This is a genomic window from Pseudescherichia sp. L3, from assembly GCF_024656065.1.
Classification (GTDB): domain Bacteria; phylum Pseudomonadota; class Gammaproteobacteria; order Enterobacterales; family Enterobacteriaceae; genus Pseudescherichia.
The window spans coordinates 1244258-1260435 of the sequence record NZ_JANKYC010000001.1 but is presented as its reverse complement, the minus strand read 5'-3'; the positions used below and the strand labels follow the sequence as shown (position 1 = coordinate 1260435).

The following is a 16178-nucleotide window of genomic DNA, read 5'->3' as shown; positions in this document are numbered from 1 at the left end:
GTCCAGACTGAACGGTGTTCTGTATAGTCGTGTTGTGTTACCGAAGAGAAGGGGAAGAGTGCTGGTTCTTATGTATAAGTCGCTGTAGGTAAGATGACATACAGCACCTCACACTGAATTTAACATAATATACATTATGCGCACTAAGGTTGTAGTGGCTAAGTTGTAATGTCCGGTCATGGGCTACGTTAAGATGTCCGTCACGTAGATTCACCACCGAGGGATCCTGATGACGGCTCATGCAGCAGAGTTTTTCACTTTGGATGAAGTTAACCGACTCAAAACGAGATGTCCGTTAATTAGTTAGTATGGACTCAACCCCACGAATCAGGCCGGGGAAATAAGACTGATCTATGACTATGCCACCCTTAAGCGTCCACCCTTCATCTTCTTGAGGACTGGCAGTAAAGTTGAAGCCGATAATATCACCGCCTTCCACCTCACGAAGTTCAAACGCAAATACCGGCACTCTTGGCGTGAATAATTCAGGAGCCGCTTCTGTGCTGTTCGAAATTTTTTCATAGAACTGTGAAAGCATGTCCCGAAGCCTTTCCAGGTCAAAAAGAGTCAGCTCACACTCGCATTGCAGCTTTATGGAAGGTTCCTCAATCTCTAGCCAGCACACAATTAGATCTTGCCGGCGGTCTTCCAGAACTTCGATTCGCTCGACAAAGGAGAAGCGGAATAAGACACTTTCGTTTTTGATTTCAAACATTATCGAACCGCCTCTATGTGATAGTGCATTACTGTCCAGTCCTTCTCTCTTTGGCCGTTGTCATTCATCCTGTGGTCAGTTTGTGGCTTTCAGATAAAAGATCGTGTATTTCCTTTGGGGATAACGGACCGGAGAGAACAATGCTTATCCAGTGCTCTTTGTTCATGTGATAAGCAGGTAAAATGCCCTCTTTTTTTCTAAGAGAACCGATGTGTTCAGGTCTGATCTTGACCTCCAGTACGTCAACGTCTGCTTCTGTTTTAAGACCCAGCTTCGTACCTGGCACGTTCATAACTATTCCGAACCACTTCTTCCCGTCGTGATGCCGGAGAACGGCATAGCCCGGAAGATTGCTCCATAGATACTCTGGCTCGGCGTGGTAATGCTCACGGGCATGTTTGAACAGCGTCTCTCTTTTCATCAATTTTCTTCTGTTAATTAGGTTTATATATGAGTATGTATATCGGATGAGCTAGATGTGCTCATTATAGGACGATGAGATGACGGATGCCGAGTTAGACATTTTAGTGAAAGATAAAACCGATTTTAATAAACGCTTGCGACTGGTCGCGAGTTTATCCCGTTGTGAGGATGAACGCAGCGTATTGGCGCTGAAACATCTTGCACAGCATGACTTCGTCTATGCTGTGCGACTCTCTGCGTGGCAGGCACTACAAGCAAAGGGCATTCTTATACCAGAACCCGTTGAACGCCCCCGCTATGCAATCCTGTTAGAAAGATCCCTTGCGCGCGCTAAACGCATCTGCCAGAGGGTGTTTGATTTTTGCCAGGGCTGGTATATCTGAACAGCACCGTCATTACCAACAACACTCAACGCCGCAGGATCTCGCCATTAATCGATGCGACACGCGTCTTGCCGCAGAACGCCATCGACAAATCGAACTCATTACGAATGATGTTGAGCGCCATTGTGACGCCCTCCTCGCCCAGCGCCCCTAATCCATACAGCATGCTGCGTCCGATATAGGCTCCTTTTGCGCCCAGCGCAATCGCCTTGAGTACATCCTGCCCGGAACGTATCCCGCCGTCAAAATGCACTTCAATGCGATCGCCTACCGCGGCGACGATCTCCGGCAATACTGTAATCGATGACGACACGCCATCCAGCTGACGCCCGCCGTGATTGGAGACGATCAGCGCATCCGCGCCCGCCTCCACCGCCAGACGTGCATCCTCGGCGTCCATAATGCCTTTTACCACAAGCTTGCCGCCCCAGCGCTGCTTTATCCACTCAATATCCTGCCACGAGAGCCGCGGGTCGAACTGCCGGGCCGTCCACTCCACCATCGCGTCGATATTATCAACGCCGCTGGCGTGGCCAATGATATTGCCGAAGTTACGGTTACGCGTGGCGAGCATACTGCGACACCATCGCGGTTTGCCGGCAATATTAAGTAGGTTGCGCAACGTCATTTTCGGCGGCGTCGACAGGCCATTTTTAATGTCTTTATGGCGCTGACCAAACACCTGTAAATCCATGGTGACGACCAGCGCGCCGCAATTTGCCGCTTTTGCGCGGTCGATAAGGTTCGCGACGAACTGGCGATCGCGCATGACGTAAAGCTGGAACCAGAATGGATGGTAGTCCGTTGCCTGCGCCACCGCTTCAATAGAACAAATACTCATCGTGGAGAGTGTAAAAGGAACACCAAATTTTTTAGCCGCGCGCGCCGCAAGAATTTCACCATCAGGATGGATCATGCCGGTTAAGCCAGTGGGCGCAATCGCCACCGGCATCGCCACGGCCTGACCGAGCATCTCGCTGGCGGTGCTGCGTTCAGTAATATCGACCGCCACGCGCTGGCGAAACTCAAGACGTCGTAAATCAGCTTCGTTGGCGCGATAGCTATATTCGGTCCACGAACCTGCATCCACATAGTCGTAAAACATTTTTGGCACCCGCTTACGCGCCAGCTGCCGTAACTCTTCGATGCAGGTTATGGTCATAGCCGTTATCCCATAAAAAAGCTAAATATCAGTGATTACGATTTAACATAATCGGTATAGGCGTTCTGCAACGCAATGTGATCGGCAATGTATTTAGCGTCGTGCCATACACCGTAAATAAACGATGAGGCGCGATTGACCAGGTTCGGCAGGCCGATGAAATAGATGCCCCGCTCTGCAGAAATACCGCGTTTATGAAACGGCAGCCCTTTCTCGTCGAATGCATCAACCTGCAGCCAGCTGAAATCAAATTTAAAACCGGTCGCCCAGATAATGGTCGTAATGCCCGCTGCGGCCATATCCAGTTGAGTAAGCGGAGTGAGCAGGCACGCCGGATCGGGCAACAGCTCCCACGCCTGCGGCTCCGGCGGCAGATCCAGCCCGTTGCGTTCAATGTAGGCATCGGCATCGCGTAGTACATCGAAGTAAGCTTTATCGCCATCGGCGATATTCTCAGCCAGGCCTTTGGCGAAGTGCAGCACGCCGTTATCCCAGCTTTGGGTAATACCGACAAGCGTAATGCCCATATGCGCCAGGCGGCGGAAATCCACGGTTTTGCCCCCTTCATAGCCGCTCACCGCAAAGGCCACGTGCTCTTTCTTCGGCTTGATTTTAACTTCATCCCACAGGCCGAGCGCGCCGAGCCACCAGCAGTAATCACGGTTGCGATAAGCACGCGGCGGACGGTAATGTTCGCCAACCGACAGATAAACCTCGCGCCCTGCTTTCCGCAGCTCTTCGGCGATTTGCGTACCCGATGCCCCTGCCCCCACCACCATCACGCCGCCTGCGGGCAACTGCTGCGGGTTTTTATAAACGGAAGAGTGGATCTGCTGCACCCCGGCGCTCTCCGGCACAATCTGCGGGAATGAGGGCTTCTGGAACGGGCCCGTTGCGGCAACCACGTTGTCGGCTTCGAATTCACCCGCTGACGTCACCACGCTGAAGCCGCTGCGCCCTGTCAGACGCACCACCTGATGAACCTCTACGCCGGTGCGTACGGGCGCCTTAAGCATCTTCACATAGTCTTCGAAGTACTGCGCCATACGCTCTTTTGGCGGAAAGGCTTCCTGAGAAATATTGTCGAATTTAAGCGAGGGGAACCGGTCGTGCCAGGCCGGTCCGTTCGCCACCAGCGAATCCCAGCGCTCGGAGCGCCAGCGTTCAGCGATACGGCTGCGCTCAAGAACAACATGCGGCACGCCCATCAGCGCCAGATGTTCACTCATGGCAATACCGGCCTGCCCGGCGCCAACAATAACAGTATTGATCTTTTCTACTGACATAATAGATCCCTGGAAATGAATAGTTTATTAATGTCTGGTTTCGACGTTTAATACTTTGCCAAGCCCTAAAAACTTATTAGCAATAATTAACAGCGTGGCGGTAACGGTAATATAAATAACTGACAGGGCCGCCAGCGTCGGGTCGGCAAATTCACGCACATAGTTGTACATCGCCACCGGTAAGGTCTGCGTCGCCTGAGTGGTAATGAACAGCGATGCGGTAAACTCATTAAAGGAGAGAATGGCTGCAAACAGCCAGCCGCCGAACAGGCCCGGCAAAATCAGCGGCACGGTGATGGTCAATACGACGCGGAGCGGCGATGCGCCAAGGCTTGCCGCCGCCAGCTCAATACGCTGCTCGAGGTTTTTTAGCGACACATACACGCTGCGCAGCACAAACGGCAGCACCAGCACGACGTGGCAGAAAATCACCAGCGGATAGCCACGCCCCAGGTTGAGCTGTGACACCAGCATCAGCAGGCCCAGACCTATAGTGAAATGCGGGATAAACAGCGGCGACAGCAGAATGCCTTCCAGCACCTGCTTGCACGGGAATGAATAGCGCTCAATGGCAATCGCCAGCGCGGCCCCCACGATCACCGCCAGCGACGATGCCCATGCGGTAACAATCAACCCGGACCAGAAGCCATGACGAAAGTCATCGTAACTCACCGCACGTTCGAACCAGCGCAGCGACCAGCCTTTCGGCGGGAAGAACAGCACCGAGGTGCTGCTGAACGCGGAGATAAACACCACGATGGTCGGCAGCAGCACAAAGATAAGAATAGCGGCGACCAGCAGGCGGCCCGTCAGCGTCATCAGTTTGTCGTTCATCGAACGGGTCATATTAATGCTCTCCCATCGCGTGCAGGAATCGGGTCATGCGTTTCAGCGCCATCAACAACAGGATGGTGAGGATCAAACCGGCAATGCTTAACGCGGCGGCAAACGGGAAGTTCATCGACGAGAAACCCAGTTGATAGACCAGGGTTGCCACGGTGCTGACGCGTCCGCCGCCAATCAGCTGCGGCGTGGCAAAGGCGCTAAAGGTCCAGGCGAACGCGGTGGTCAGGCTGGAGACAATACCGGGGATAGAGAGCGGAATGGTCACCGTCAGCAACGTGCGGAGCGGCCCTGCGCCAAGGCTGGTGGCGGCTTTCTCATAATCGGGGTTAATGTGCGACAGCGCGGTGGCCAACATCAGCACCATGATCGGCATGGTGACATGCACCAGCGCCACAACTACCCCCGTTTGCGTAAACATAAACTGAATAGGTGTTGAGATGACGCCCACGGCCAGCAACAGGCTATTCAGGAAACCGCTGTTGCCCAATACGATGATCCACGAATAGGTGCGCACCACTTCGCCAAGAAACAGCGGCGTAATCGCGATAATCAGAATAGTGGATTTGATCCACGTGGTGCGGGTGCGCACCAGTGCGTACGCCAGCGGATAACTCATCAGCAGGCCAAAAATAGCCGTTTTGGCGCTAAGCATGACGGTGTTGATAAAGGCATCGGCATAGATGCCTTTAAGCAGGCCGTTGAAGTTCGCCAGCGTAAATCCGCCCACGTCGAGCGAACCGGGAATATAGGCGCGCACGCTATATTGCATTACCGCAAACATCGCGATAACCAGCCCAAACGCGGTCAGCGTGGCGGGAATAATGAACCAGGGTAAAAATGTCGGTTTTCTCGTCATAGACGTCGCAGCCTGAGTAGTGTGTTGCCGGTAGAAACGGGGCGGCCCGCAGGCCGCCAGGTCAATCAATGAGACATGATGTTTTCAGAGAACCACTGACGCCACTCTGCGGTCTTCTCGGCGCGCAGCTGCGGATCGGTGTTGATGGTGGCGTTCCACTGCTCGGGGGTGGTCAACATGCCCGGCAGTTTCGCCAGCGCCGGGTCGATATGGGCGTTAGTCACCGTTGGGCTGCCGTGATAAATCTTCGCCACCTGCTGCTGGGTTTCCGGCTTCAGGGCGATATTGATGAACTTATACGCGAGGTCGGCCTTGCTAGTGCCTTTGTTAATGCCAATCGTATCGACGCCCAGAACCGCGCCCTCTTTCGGCATCACCAGCTTGATGTTTACCCCTTCGGCAATCATGTGGTAGGCGTTCATCGACAGCATCACCTGCACGGGCGTTTCGCCGGTGGAGATCAGCTGCTGGCTGTTGGCGTCATCGGTATAGAAAGATTTGATGTTCGGGATAAGCGCTTTCAACTTCGCCTGGCCCTGCTCCCAGTGCGCCGCGTCGGTGCCGGAGAGTTTGGCGGAAACCGCAATGATATGGCTCGGATCCCAGTCAGGCAGCGCCAGCGTCCCTTTCAGCTCAGGCTTCCACAGGTCGTTCCAGCTCTCAAAGGTTTCGCCCTTCGCCACCATATCCGGACGATAGCCGATTGTGTAAACGTAGCCCCACACGCCGAGGTGATAAGGGCTGACTTTCGCCTGCTGCACCAGGTTCGCCGCGTTCGGGATTTTGCTCATATCGAGCTTTTCAAACAGGCCGGAGTTGGCGTACAGATAGCCGACATGTGCCGTCGTAAAGGTCACGTCCGTTTCCGGCGAGCCCCCCGCCAGTTTGGCTTTGTTCAGACGATCGATAGTGCCGCCCGTGACAAACTGCACTTCCACGCCGGTCTCTTTGGTAAATTCTTTGGCGATGGTCTCATCAATCAGATCTTTAAAACCGCCGCCCCAGGTGCTGACAATCAGCTTATCAGCGGCCATCGCATTACCAGCGGACAACACACTTGTGGTCAACAACGTTAAGGCACAAATCTTACGCAACATATTCTCATCCCCAATGCATGAAATGACTGTGGTAGCAATCTGAAACCCGGCGCGCCAACACGGTGCGAACGGTGTTCCCTGGTGTGAAATCACTATGCCGTTGCGAGCCGATTCGGTAAAACAGCCTTTTCCTCGTCGTTGCGTCAGGATTTCTGACGCAAAAAAAATGCCCCTGTTCTGGCATGAGAAATGCAAGAAACCTGCACTATTAGAATGACTGGCGCTACATGATGGCGTCGGCGATCTCAGGAGAACCTGCATGCTCAGTCGCATCACCCAGCGTCAGCTGGAATATTTTGTCGCTTCCGGAGAGGCTGGCAGCATCATCGGCGCATCGGAGCGTATCCACGTTTCATCGCCGTCGATCTCTGCCGCGATCACCCACATTGAATCTGAACTGGGCGTACAGCTGTTCGTGCGGCACCACGCCCAGGGGGTGTCGCTGACCGCCATCGGTCATCAGGTACTGAAGGAGGCGAAGCTCATTCTGGAGCAGATGATGAACCTCTATACCATTGCGTCAGAATCAATGAACAATGTGCGCGGCCCGCTGCGCGTAGGCTGTCTGGATACGCTGGCGCCCATGCTGACGCCGGAACTGGTGTTCGGCTTTGGCCGCGCGTTTCCGGGCGTGCGCATTACGCTGGTGGAAGGCCACCACGAACAGCTGCTGAAACAGTTGCGCGCTGCCGATATCGACATCGCACTGACTTATGATTTAGTCCCCGCTAACGACATTGCTTTCACCTCGCTGGCGCAGCTGCCGCCGTATGTGATGGTGGGTGAACATCATCCGCTGGCGACACAATCGGCGGTGACGATTCAGGATCTGGCGACAATGCCGATGGTGCTGCTGGATATGCCGTGGAGCCGCGAATACTTCCTTGGGCTGTTTAGCGAGGCGGGCGTTACGCCGAATGTGGTCATGCGCTCCGGCAACATGGAGGTAGTACGCGCCATGGTGGCCAACGGCGTGGGGTTTGGTATCGCTAACGTGCGGCCGAAAGCGCATCTCTCTCAGGATGGCAAACGCCTGATCCGCGTGCGGCTGGCGGGGGTGAACAGGCCGATGCAGCTGGGTTACGCCACCGTGGCCCACACGCAGCACTCTATGGTGGTGAACGCTTTCGCCGAGCGCTGCCGCATGTTTATCTCCGACCAGTACATCCCTGGCATGGCGGCCCCCAGCTATTTCGACCCGCAGGTGGTGCGCGTGGCGTGACGGTGTCACATATAACCCCGGCGTGGGTATGAATGTTAGTACCCGCGCGCCGGGAACACTTGATGAGTTACCGGTTCGCCGCATGCGGCGCGTTGGATGTTCTCTGCAACCTGCTGCGCGGCGCTGGCGGGAATGGCGACAGACGCCAGATGCGGCGTAATCAACACATTTTCCATGCGCCATAGCGGATCGCCCGGCGGCAGCGGTTCGCGGTCAAACACATCCAGCGTGGCTTCCGCAATTCGCCCGGTGCGTAACGCATCCGTCAGCGCCGCCTGGTCGACAATTGCCCCGCGCGAGACATTGATAAACGCCGCGCCAGGCGGCAGTCGTGCCAGCCGTTCGGCACTAAGCAGGCCCGCCGTGTGCGGCGTGAGAGGGAGCATTACTACCAAAATGTCGCTCTGGCTGAGAAAGTCATTCAGTGATTCCAGTCCGCTGCTACAGCGAACACCCGCAATCGCTTTTTGCGAACGCGACCAGCCGCGTACATCGAATCCCTGTCGTGCCAGCTCCTGCGCCGCATACCCGCCCAACTCCCCGAGGCCCAACACGCCGACACGGACGCTGGAGGGCGTACGCGGATGCAAATAGCGCCAGCGCTGTTCACGCTGCGCACGCTCGAACGCCGGAATATCGCGCGCGTAGCGCAGCACCGCGAAAAGCACATAACCGGCCATCATGCGCGCCATATCCGGGTCGGACAGTCGTATAATCGGGATATCTGGCAGATCGTCGCGCCCGACCAGGGAGTCGACGCCCGCGCCGAGATTCACCAGCAGTTTGAGATTACGGTATGGTGCAAAGAAACCCTCCGGCGGTTGCCATGCCAGCGCATAGTGCACGTCATCAGGTTTTTGCACCGTTTCGGCGCGGCATATCGTCACGCCGGGCAAATACGGTGCAAGTAAAGCTGACCACTCGTCGAAGCTGTCAAATTCGCTGTAAAACACAAGGGTGCTCATGCGACGCGCCCCTCCATCAGGTTAACCACCGCATCAATCGCCAGCTCGTAACCCATCGCGCCCAGCCCGGCGATCACGCCGGTTGCCGCTTTCGACACCATGGAGTAGTGTCGGAACGGCTCGCGCTTCCAGATGTTGCTCATATGCGCTTCGATAATCGGGCCGTCAAACATCAGCAGCGCATCAAGGATCGGCACGGACGTGTAGGTCAACCCCGCCGCGTTGATAATCAATCCCGCCGCGTTCTGTCGCGCTTCCTGGATCCAGTCAACCAGCACGCCTTCATGATTGCTCTGGCGAAAGTGCACTATCACCCCGTGCGATTGGGCGCGACGCTGACAGCGCTCGCCAATGCTGACAAAACTTTCGCTACCATACGCGCCGTTTTTATCCAGCCCATACAAATTGGCGTTCGGCCCGTTGAGAAAATAGATCTGCTGTGACATGCAAGCTCCTGATTAAACGTGCGGACGCGTAGCGACCATAGCCGAATGCGCATCGAAAACGGCAAACCATGCGGCGGTCAGCGGGTGGCCAGTGCGCCAGTTAAGTTCGGCAAAGCGGAAGTCGAGATAACCCAGCGCGCAACCGATGGCAATCAGCCCGATATCGTGGGGACGATCGCTAAAACCGCTGGCCTGACGTTCAACTTCCGCCAGTGCGGCGGCAACTTTTTGCAGCTGCGCGTTGGCCCAGCTCTGCCACTGTTTCTCAGGCGGACGAGCGCTGAATTCATAGCGCGCCAGCAACGCGGCGTCGATAATGCCATCGCCCAACGCCTGCCGCGCAAGGCTCCGCCAGCGCGCATCACCGTCCTGCGGGAATAAACCGCCCTGCGCGCGAGCGTTGAGGTATTCGCAAATGACCCGGCTATCGTAGAGACAGATCCCGTTTTCGGTACGTAGCGCCGGGACTTTGGCTAACGGATTAAACGCGGCGATACGTTCGTCGCGCTCAATGGGATGCGCAGCGGAATCCAGCCGGTGTATCTCCTCAGCAAGGCCCAATACCGTCGCGCACACCATCACTTTACGGACGTAAGCGGACGTCGAGGCGAAATAGAGTTGCATCATGACGCCACCGCCAGCAGCACTTTGCCGATGTTGGCGTTGGCCTCAAGAATGCGATGCGCGTCCGCGGCCTGCGCTAACGGCAGGGTTTGATAAACAATCGGCGCGATTTTACCGGCAGCGATCGGCGGCAGCAGATGTGTACGGATGCACTGCGCCAGCCGCGCCTTCTCGGCATCACTCTTCGGACGCAGGGTTGAGGAGGTCAGGATCAGCCCCTTACGCATCACCTGTTGCAGGTCGAGTTCAATCTTCGCGCCCTGCATAAACGACAGGCTGACATGACGTCCGCCCGATGCTAACACGCTCAGGTTGCGCGCCACGTAATCGCCGCCAACGTTATCCAGCACCACATCCACGCCGCGCCCCTGGGTTTCCTCAAGGATAACCGCGACGAAATCTTCTCTGTGGCGGTCAATGGCGCGCCAGACGCCAAGCTGTCGCAGCGCTGCTACCTTTTCAGCACCGCCTGCCGTCGCCACTACCCGCGCCCCGCACGCCTGTGCGCACTGAATGGCGAACGTTCCCACGCCGCTGGCCGCCCCGTGGATCAGTACGGTTTCGCCGGGCTGCAAACGCCCCAGTTCAAACAGGTTATGCCACACGGTAAAGGCCGCTTCCGGCACGCCCGCCGCCTGGGCGAGCGGCAGGTTTTCCGGCACGGGTAAACAGAGTTCGGCGCGCGCCACGCAATACCCGGCATAGCCGCCACCGGAGAGCAGCGCCATTACCGGCGCGCCAGGAGCGAGAGAGTCAACGCCCGCGCCCAGCGCCGCAACGGTGCCGGAAACTTCCAGCCCCAGTACATTGGTGACGCCCGCCGGCAACGGCATGCCGTTGCGCTGTAAGATATCGGGACGGTTCACGCCCGCACAGGCAACACGAACTAATACTTCGCCCGGGCCAGGCTGCGGCACGTTACGCTGTACCAGGGCTAACACCTCAGGGCCGCCCGGCTCGCGGGCGACTATTGCGTTCATCATTTCAGGTATCATCGACGCTTATCCCTGTTTCGCCGCGCTAAACGCGCATACGCCTTCGTCATCAACGCTCACGCCCACCAGGCTGCCGATGGGCCAGCGCGTCAGTGAACTCAACCCGGACTGGCGCGCAAACAGCGAGGCGCTACCCAGCGCCGGGACATCGAGATGGACATCCACATGATCGCCCTGAAAGACATGGGCGATCACCGTGGCGCTGAACAACGAATGCGGTCCAAGCGGCGCCAGCTGCAGGTTTTCCGGACGCACGTAGACATCCAGGCGCTCGCCCATCATGGCGTGCACGCGTTCCGCCGGCAGGCGCAGCGTATTGCCGCCCACCTCCAGCATCGCCGCACCGTCACGACCGACATAGCGCCCCGGCAGAATATTCACATCGCCCACAAAACCTGCGACAAACGGATCCTGCGGACGACGATAGATCTCATCCGGCGTGCCGATCTGGCGCACGTGCCCTGCCGACATCACTACCACGCGGTCGCTCATGCTCAGCGCTTCACCCTGATCGTGCGTTACAAATACAGTGGTGACGCCAAGTTTGCGTTGAATCGCCTTGAGCTCAACCTGCATCGACAGACGCAGGTTTTTATCCAGCGCCGAGAAAGGCTCATCCAGCAACAATACTTTGGGGCGGATCACCAGCGCTCGCGCCAGCGCCACACGCTGCTGCTGACCGCCTGAAAGTTCCCGTGGCTTGCGATGGCCGTAACCGGCCAGCTTCACCAGCGCCAGCGCTTGCTCAACGCGCTCGGCGATTTCAGCTTTGGGCACACCGCGCATACGCAGGCCGTAGCCGACATTTTTCTCGACCGTCATATGGGGGAACAGCGCGTAGTTCTGAAACACAATGCCGATTTCACGCTGGTACGGCGGTATCTCGGTAACCAGATCGCCATCAATAAAAATTTCGCCGCCATCCGCCTCGGCGAAACCCGCCATCAGGTTCAGCAGCGTAGTTTTGCCGCAGCCAGAGGGGCCGAGCAGCGTAATAAATTCCCCTTCTTCTATGGTCAGGGAGATTTTGTGTAGGGCGATAGCGTCGCCAAAGCGTTTCAGTACGCCGTCAAGCTGTACGGCGACATGGGCTTTGTTGACGACGGGATGCAGCGCTTCGGGCTGCGGGAATGTGGTGACTTCGGCACTTACCATGGACTCTCCAGATACGGGCTATCAAATGCGTGTCACCAGCATACGGGGTAAGCGTGCATCATGCGGTTAGTGCTTCCTGAAGCTGGCGTTTGGAAAAGGGAAAGCAGAGAAAAAGGTGACAACGTCACCTTGACTGGCCCATCCATGCAGCAAGACGGCGCAGCATGGCATCGCAGGCGGCTAGCTGTTCAACAGTGATAAACTCATCGGGCTTATGGCCCTGCGCCATACTGCCCGGCCCGCAGATCACGCTGGGGATACCAGCCTGATGGAACAGCCCGCCTTCCGTACCGAATGCCACGGTGCTAAAGGCGTCGGTACCGGTGAGATGAGCAATCAGCTGTGCGGCGTTGCTGTGCGCTGCGGTATATAAACCGGGATAGCCGCTGATGGGATAAAAGCGAATAGCGGCGTCGGCATTGACGGCGTGCATGTGCGGCAGCAGTTCCCGCTGCGCATAGCGTTCCAGCGCCTGCACCACCTGCTGCGCGTCATCCTGCGGCAACGTGCGCACTTCGAAGTCAAACGTACAGTCGGCAGGCACGATATTCAGTGCCCGACCGCCCTGAATCACGCCGGTTTGCACCGTAGTAAACGGCGGATCGAAACGCGCATCCTGACGTTCCGGCGCGGCCAGCCGCTGGCCTATCACCGTAAGGCGGTGAATAAGTTTTGCGGCGTATTCAATGGCATTGACACCCTGGGGGGCATAGGCCGAATGGCAGGCCGCGCCCTGCACTTCGCAACGAACGCCGAGCTTGCCTTTGTGGCCGAGCACCGGCTGTAGCCCGGTGGGCTCGCCAATGAGGCAGATGTCGGGTTTGTCCGGGCGGCTCGCCAGGGCATCCAGCAGAGTGCGCACGCCCAGGCACCCGACCTCTTCGTCATAGGAAATTGCCAGATGCAGCGGTTGCGCCAGCGGCTCGGCAAGAAAGTGCGGCACCGCCGCCAGCATGCAGGCGATAAAGCCTTTCATGTCTGCCGTACCGCGGCCGTACAGCTTGCCGTCTCGCTCAGTCAGCGCAAACGGCGGTACGCTCCAGTTCTGCCCGTCCACCGGTACCACATCGCTGTGGCCGGAGAGCATTACGCCGCCGCTGCCTGCCGGACCAAGCCGCGCATACAGATTGGCTTTGCTGCGCTCGGCATTGTGAATCAGCTCACAGTGGACGCCGAGATCGGTTAAATAGCGCCAGACAAAGTCGATCAGCGCCAGGTTGGATTCGCGGCTGGTGGTATCAAACGCCACCAGCTGCTCCAGCAGTTTGCGACTGGTTATCATCGCCTCTCCTTACGTCATTCGTCGCCCGGCACGCCGTAGCCAGGTGCGCTGCGGGGATCGAGCGCGCGCGTTATATAGTCCTGCATTTGCGGCTTATACGCCTGCCAGAGCTGATTGAGCTCAGCGATGGGATCGCCGTCCGTCCAGTCGACACGTAAATCGACAACCGGCCAGACGGGCGCATCTACAATCGACAGTGCCGCTGAATGCACCGGCCCTGCCTCTCCGCCCGCTTTCATGCCCGCCTGCATCGCGGCAATGAGCCTGTCGGCAAGGTCGCCTGGGCGTTGTTCGAAGGCGTTGACCATCGCGATAATCACGTTCGGATCTGCCAGCAGATTACCCGCCGCCACGCAGTTTTCGCCGCTCAGGGCGTTGTTAACACCGAGCGTCTTCTCGCCGCTATAAAACGCGCTTTCTCCCGCAGCCGTCAGCACCGTAACTTGCCGATAGATGGCGTAATCATCAGTGCCGAGCCCGGCTTTTAGCGCGGTGTCGACAGCATCGCCCTGCTCCAGCCTGTCAAGAATGCGCGGCCCGAGCGCCGGTAAGGTGATGTTTTGGGTTGATACCGCGCCGACCTGACTGCGCAGCCAGGGACAACGCGCCCCCACCGCGATGCTGGACGAGCTGATGGCGATGCCTGTCTGGCCAGTTTGCGCGCAGCGGCCAATAATCGATAACGTCATGGTTTATGCTCCCGCCTGCGGCTGCCAGTCATCCGGGATCACGGCGATCACATCAATCTCCATCAGCCACTGCGGCTGACCCAGCCCGGAAATAACCAGCCCGGTTGAGATGGGAAATACGCCTTTCAGCCATTTACCGACCACCTGATAGACCGGCTCGCGATAACGGGGGTCGATGATATAGGTAGTGGTTTTAACGATATGCGACAGATCGCTGCCCGCTTCTTCCAGCAGCTGTTTCACGTTCTTCATCGCCTGTTCGGCCTGCGCGGCCGGGTCGCCAAGCCCCACCAGATTGCCGTCGAAGTCGGTACCAATCTGACCACGAACGTAAACGGTATTGCCTGCGCGAACGGCCTGGCAAAGATCGTTGTCCAGGGACTGGTTCGGGTAGGTCTCTTTGGTATTGAATTTGCGAATGCGGGTATGTGTGCTCATGTTTGCCTGCTGAGAAAATGGATTCCCAGCAAGGTATACGTCCTCAGGCGTCACAAGCAAAACAGCATATTCCGAGGCATTAGTTTAGAAAATCCGATCTCTGTGAAAAAGGGTCAGTTTTGTGATGGAAACTGACCAAGCTGCTGGAACAGGCCAAGCCAGTCCTCCAGGTGCCAGGTGGTGGTAATCAGACCGTTGGCCACCGTGTGAAACTCGTGCAGCCTGAAACTCACCTCTTTACCGGTTGGTGCGATGCCAAACAGCTCACCCAGATGGGTGCCACCGATCTCGGCGCGTACGCCGACCTTGCCGGGTTCCTGAATCGTGTCATGAATGGTGATGTGCACATCAGGAAAGGCGGCGACGACCATGTTGATGATGGTCTTGATCCCTGCCGGACCAGGAGCCTGACCCGGTGCCAGCGGAATGTCATCCCACTCCGGGGCAAGTACGGTATCCACAAGATCGGGGTTCTGTTCGCTGAATGCGCGATAGAGTGTTTCTACAGCGGCCAATTCGGTGCGTAATTGCTGGGTCAACTCTGTCGATGGGATGTTCATGATAAGCGCTACTCCGTAGTTAAGGAGGTGGCAGAATAAAACGTGCGTTATAATCAATCCAACAAATAACCGATATAGACCATTATTCGAAATATGGATTTTCACGGTATCGATCTGAACCTGTTGGTGGCTTTCAATGCGCTCATGAACGAACGCAATGTTACGCGTGCTGCAATCCAGACAGGCGTAAGCCAGCCGGCGATGAGCGCAGCCCTGTCCCGGCTGCGGATCCTGCTGGGGGATCCCCTCTTTCAGCGCAGCAATGCGGGGTTAATTCCCACGCCACGCGCGCGGGACCTGGCGTCCCCTATTGCTGCGGCCCTGCAGCAGATCGAGCAGGCCATGATTACCCGGCCTGTTTTTCAGCCTGAAACCGCGCAGGTCACGTTCAAAATAGGCTTGCAGGATTACCCGACTGTGGTTTTGCTTCCGACGCTTATGCAAGCGCTGGAGCGGACCTGGCCCGGTGTCTCTTTGAATGTCGTTGCATTTAATGACCGCAATGCTGCTGTCGAGCTGCTCGATGCCGGTGCGATCGATGTGGCCATCGGCGTGCCGCCGACAAATATGGATGCACGGATTCTGACCCGGCCGCTGCTGCGTGATGAATTTGTCACCATCGTATCAAGCGAACATCAGGCGGCAAGAGAACCGATGAGTTTAGAGACCTATCTGGATCTGCAGCATGTGCTGGTCTCACCTGAAGGAGAGCTGCACGGCCTCGTCGATCGGACTCTCGCGCAGCAGGGTAAGCAGCGTAGGCTCGTATTAACCGTGCCGAACATTTTTGCCGTGCCTGCGGTCATCGCGCGCACCCATATGGCCGCCACGATACTCAAACGCGTGGCACTTCATTCGCAGACCCGCCATCGGTTGGCGCTATTTTCGCCTCCCCTGGCGCTGCCGGAGATCGAATTCGGTCTGATATGGCATCGACGCAGCGATAACTCTCCCGCTCTGGTGTGGTTCAGAGAGCTGATTGCAAAGCACGCAACTACCTTGTAGCACGTTGTTCACTGCCCTCTTCGCGTCTA

Annotated in this window: 19 protein-coding genes; 3 read left to right on the top strand and 16 right to left on the bottom strand. The window is 57.1% G+C overall.

The genetic code is table 11. The features are described from left to right. Nucleotides 1-295: 295 nt before the first annotated feature. Complete coding sequence (locus NR795_RS06175; RefSeq protein WP_144815780.1) at nucleotides 296-715, bottom strand: hypothetical protein; 420 nt, start codon at nucleotides 713-715, stop codon at nucleotides 296-298. A gap of 64 nt (nucleotides 716-779) precedes the next feature. After that, complete coding sequence (locus NR795_RS06170; protein WP_144815784.1) at nucleotides 780-1136, bottom strand: MmcQ/YjbR family DNA-binding protein; 357 nt, start codon at nucleotides 1134-1136, stop codon at nucleotides 780-782. Between the two features lie 79 nt (nucleotides 1137-1215). On the opposite strand from NR795_RS06170, the gene NR795_RS06165 reads away from it, so the two are divergent. After that, nucleotides 1216-1521, top strand: a complete 306-nt coding sequence (locus NR795_RS06165) for a hypothetical protein (protein WP_257757566.1) — start codon at nucleotides 1216-1218, stop codon at nucleotides 1519-1521. Nucleotides 1522-1546: 25 nt separating this feature from the next. On the opposite strand, the gene NR795_RS06160 is transcribed toward NR795_RS06165, so the two are convergent. The 5 genes from NR795_RS06160 to NR795_RS06140 form a co-directional block, all read right to left on the bottom strand. Next, nucleotides 1547-2683, bottom strand: coding sequence for an alpha-hydroxy acid oxidase (locus NR795_RS06160; RefSeq protein WP_257757565.1), 1137 nt, complete (start codon nucleotides 2681-2683; stop codon nucleotides 1547-1549). Between the two features lie 35 nt (nucleotides 2684-2718). Next, on the bottom strand, nucleotides 2719-3969 hold the full coding sequence (locus NR795_RS06155) for an NAD(P)/FAD-dependent oxidoreductase (RefSeq protein ID WP_257757564.1): 1251 nt from the start codon (nucleotides 3967-3969) through the stop codon (nucleotides 2719-2721). 27 nt (nucleotides 3970-3996) lie between these two features. Next, a complete protein-coding gene (locus tag NR795_RS06150; protein ID WP_144815796.1) occupies nucleotides 3997-4815 on the bottom strand; it encodes an ABC transporter permease in 819 nt (272 codons plus the stop codon). Nucleotide 4816: 1 nt separating this feature from the next. Then, nucleotides 4817-5671, bottom strand: a complete 855-nt coding sequence (locus NR795_RS06145; protein ID WP_222890524.1) for an ABC transporter permease — start codon at nucleotides 5669-5671, stop codon at nucleotides 4817-4819. Nucleotides 5672-5736: 65 nt separating this feature from the next. Continuing rightward, complete coding sequence (locus NR795_RS06140; RefSeq protein ID WP_308219168.1) at nucleotides 5737-6768, bottom strand: ABC transporter substrate-binding protein; 1032 nt, start codon at nucleotides 6766-6768, stop codon at nucleotides 5737-5739. Between the two features lie 259 nt (nucleotides 6769-7027). On the opposite strand from NR795_RS06140, the gene NR795_RS06135 reads away from it, so the two are divergent. Next, the gene (locus NR795_RS06135; RefSeq protein WP_103821027.1) at nucleotides 7028-7990 is read left to right on the top strand and encodes a LysR family transcriptional regulator; all 963 of its coding nucleotides are present in this window, start codon (nucleotides 7028-7030) and stop codon (nucleotides 7988-7990) included. Between the two features lie 35 nt (nucleotides 7991-8025). Here NR795_RS06135 and NR795_RS06130 read toward each other — a convergent pair whose 3' ends face one another. The 9 genes from NR795_RS06130 to NR795_RS06090 form a co-directional block, all read right to left on the bottom strand. Further along, a complete protein-coding gene (locus tag NR795_RS06130) occupies nucleotides 8026-8955 on the bottom strand; it encodes a glyoxylate/hydroxypyruvate reductase A (protein ID WP_257757561.1) in 930 nt (309 codons plus the stop codon). Then, nucleotides 8952-9401, bottom strand: coding sequence for a type II 3-dehydroquinate dehydratase (locus tag NR795_RS06125; protein WP_257757560.1), 450 nt, complete (start codon nucleotides 9399-9401; stop codon nucleotides 8952-8954). The genes NR795_RS06130 and NR795_RS06125 overlap by 4 nt, the downstream gene beginning before the upstream one ends. Nucleotides 9402-9413: 12 nt before the next feature. Beyond that, on the bottom strand, nucleotides 9414-10028 hold the full coding sequence (locus tag NR795_RS06120; RefSeq protein ID WP_257757559.1) for a glutathione S-transferase N-terminal domain-containing protein: 615 nt from the start codon (nucleotides 10026-10028) through the stop codon (nucleotides 9414-9416). Continuing rightward, nucleotides 10025-11008, bottom strand: coding sequence for an NAD(P)H-quinone oxidoreductase (locus tag NR795_RS06115; RefSeq protein ID WP_257757557.1), 984 nt, complete (start codon nucleotides 11006-11008; stop codon nucleotides 10025-10027). Before NR795_RS06115 ends, NR795_RS06120 begins: the two co-directional genes overlap by 4 nt. 18 nt (nucleotides 11009-11026) lie before the next feature. Continuing rightward, a complete protein-coding gene (locus tag NR795_RS06110; protein ID WP_257757556.1) occupies nucleotides 11027-12175 on the bottom strand; it encodes an ABC transporter ATP-binding protein in 1149 nt (382 codons plus the stop codon). A 124-nt stretch (nucleotides 12176-12299) separates the two neighbouring features. After that, nucleotides 12300-13457 carry an acetylornithine deacetylase gene (gene argE / locus NR795_RS06105; RefSeq protein WP_257757555.1) on the bottom strand — a complete coding sequence of 386 codons (1158 nt, stop codon included), beginning with the start codon at nucleotides 13455-13457 and terminating at the stop codon, nucleotides 12300-12302. Between the two features lie 14 nt (nucleotides 13458-13471). Then, nucleotides 13472-14146 carry a DUF1028 domain-containing protein gene (locus NR795_RS06100; protein ID WP_257757554.1) on the bottom strand — a complete coding sequence of 225 codons (675 nt, stop codon included), beginning with the start codon at nucleotides 14144-14146 and terminating at the stop codon, nucleotides 13472-13474. Between the two features lie 3 nt (nucleotides 14147-14149). After that, nucleotides 14150-14584 carry a RidA family protein gene (locus NR795_RS06095; RefSeq protein ID WP_042391122.1) on the bottom strand — a complete coding sequence of 145 codons (435 nt, stop codon included), beginning with the start codon at nucleotides 14582-14584 and terminating at the stop codon, nucleotides 14150-14152. A 113-nt stretch (nucleotides 14585-14697) separates the two neighbouring features. Continuing rightward, nucleotides 14698-15144, bottom strand: coding sequence for an ester cyclase (locus NR795_RS06090; protein ID WP_144815824.1), 447 nt, complete (start codon nucleotides 15142-15144; stop codon nucleotides 14698-14700). Between the two features lie 93 nt (nucleotides 15145-15237). Between NR795_RS06090 and NR795_RS06085 the strand changes: the two genes are divergently transcribed. Next, nucleotides 15238-16149: a LysR family transcriptional regulator gene (locus NR795_RS06085; RefSeq protein ID WP_257757553.1), complete on the top strand. Its 912-nt coding sequence runs from the start codon at nucleotides 15238-15240 to the stop codon at nucleotides 16147-16149. Nucleotides 16150-16178: the final 29 nt, after the last annotated feature.

Bases quoted from the DNA above. Each gene is read 5' to 3' on its own strand.
- NR795_RS06175 (WP_144815780.1), bottom strand. From the start codon at position 715: ATGTTTGAAATCAAAAACGAAAGTGTCTTATTCCGCTTCTCCTTTGTC.
- NR795_RS06170 (WP_144815784.1), bottom strand. From the start codon at position 1,136: ATGAAAAGAGAGACGCTGTTCAAACATGCCCGTGAGCATTACCACGCC.
- NR795_RS06165 (WP_257757566.1), top strand. From the start codon at position 1,216: ATGACGGATGCCGAGTTAGACATTTTAGTGAAAGATAAAACCGATTTT.
- NR795_RS06160 (WP_257757565.1), bottom strand. From the start codon at position 2,683: ATGACCATAACCTGCATCGAAGAGTTACGGCAGCTGGCGCGTAAGCGG.
- NR795_RS06155 (WP_257757564.1), bottom strand. From the start codon at position 3,969: ATGTCAGTAGAAAAGATCAATACTGTTATTGTTGGCGCCGGGCAGGCC.
- NR795_RS06150 (WP_144815796.1), bottom strand. From the start codon at position 4,815: ATGACCCGTTCGATGAACGACAAACTGATGACGCTGACGGGCCGCCTG.
- NR795_RS06145 (WP_222890524.1), bottom strand. From the start codon at position 5,671: ATGACGAGAAAACCGACATTTTTACCCTGGTTCATTATTCCCGCCACG.
- NR795_RS06140 (WP_308219168.1), bottom strand. From the start codon at position 6,768: ATGTTGCGTAAGATTTGTGCCTTAACGTTGTTGACCACAAGTGTGTTG.
- NR795_RS06135 (WP_103821027.1), top strand. From the start codon at position 7,028: ATGCTCAGTCGCATCACCCAGCGTCAGCTGGAATATTTTGTCGCTTCC.
- NR795_RS06130 (WP_257757561.1), bottom strand. From the start codon at position 8,955: ATGAGCACCCTTGTGTTTTACAGCGAATTTGACAGCTTCGACGAGTGG.
- NR795_RS06125 (WP_257757560.1), bottom strand. From the start codon at position 9,401: ATGTCACAGCAGATCTATTTTCTCAACGGGCCGAACGCCAATTTGTAT.
- NR795_RS06120 (WP_257757559.1), bottom strand. From the start codon at position 10,028: ATGATGCAACTCTATTTCGCCTCGACGTCCGCTTACGTCCGTAAAGTG.
- NR795_RS06115 (WP_257757557.1), bottom strand. From the start codon at position 11,008: ATGATGAACGCAATAGTCGCCCGCGAGCCGGGCGGCCCTGAGGTGTTA.
- NR795_RS06110 (WP_257757556.1), bottom strand. From the start codon at position 12,175: ATGGTAAGTGCCGAAGTCACCACATTCCCGCAGCCCGAAGCGCTGCAT.
- argE (WP_257757555.1), bottom strand. From the start codon at position 13,457: ATGATAACCAGTCGCAAACTGCTGGAGCAGCTGGTGGCGTTTGATACC.
- NR795_RS06100 (WP_257757554.1), bottom strand. From the start codon at position 14,146: ATGACGTTATCGATTATTGGCCGCTGCGCGCAAACTGGCCAGACAGGC.
- NR795_RS06095 (WP_042391122.1), bottom strand. From the start codon at position 14,584: ATGAGCACACATACCCGCATTCGCAAATTCAATACCAAAGAGACCTAC.
- NR795_RS06090 (WP_144815824.1), bottom strand. From the start codon at position 15,144: ATGAACATCCCATCGACAGAGTTGACCCAGCAATTACGCACCGAATTG.
- NR795_RS06085 (WP_257757553.1), top strand. From the start codon at position 15,238: ATGGATTTTCACGGTATCGATCTGAACCTGTTGGTGGCTTTCAATGCG.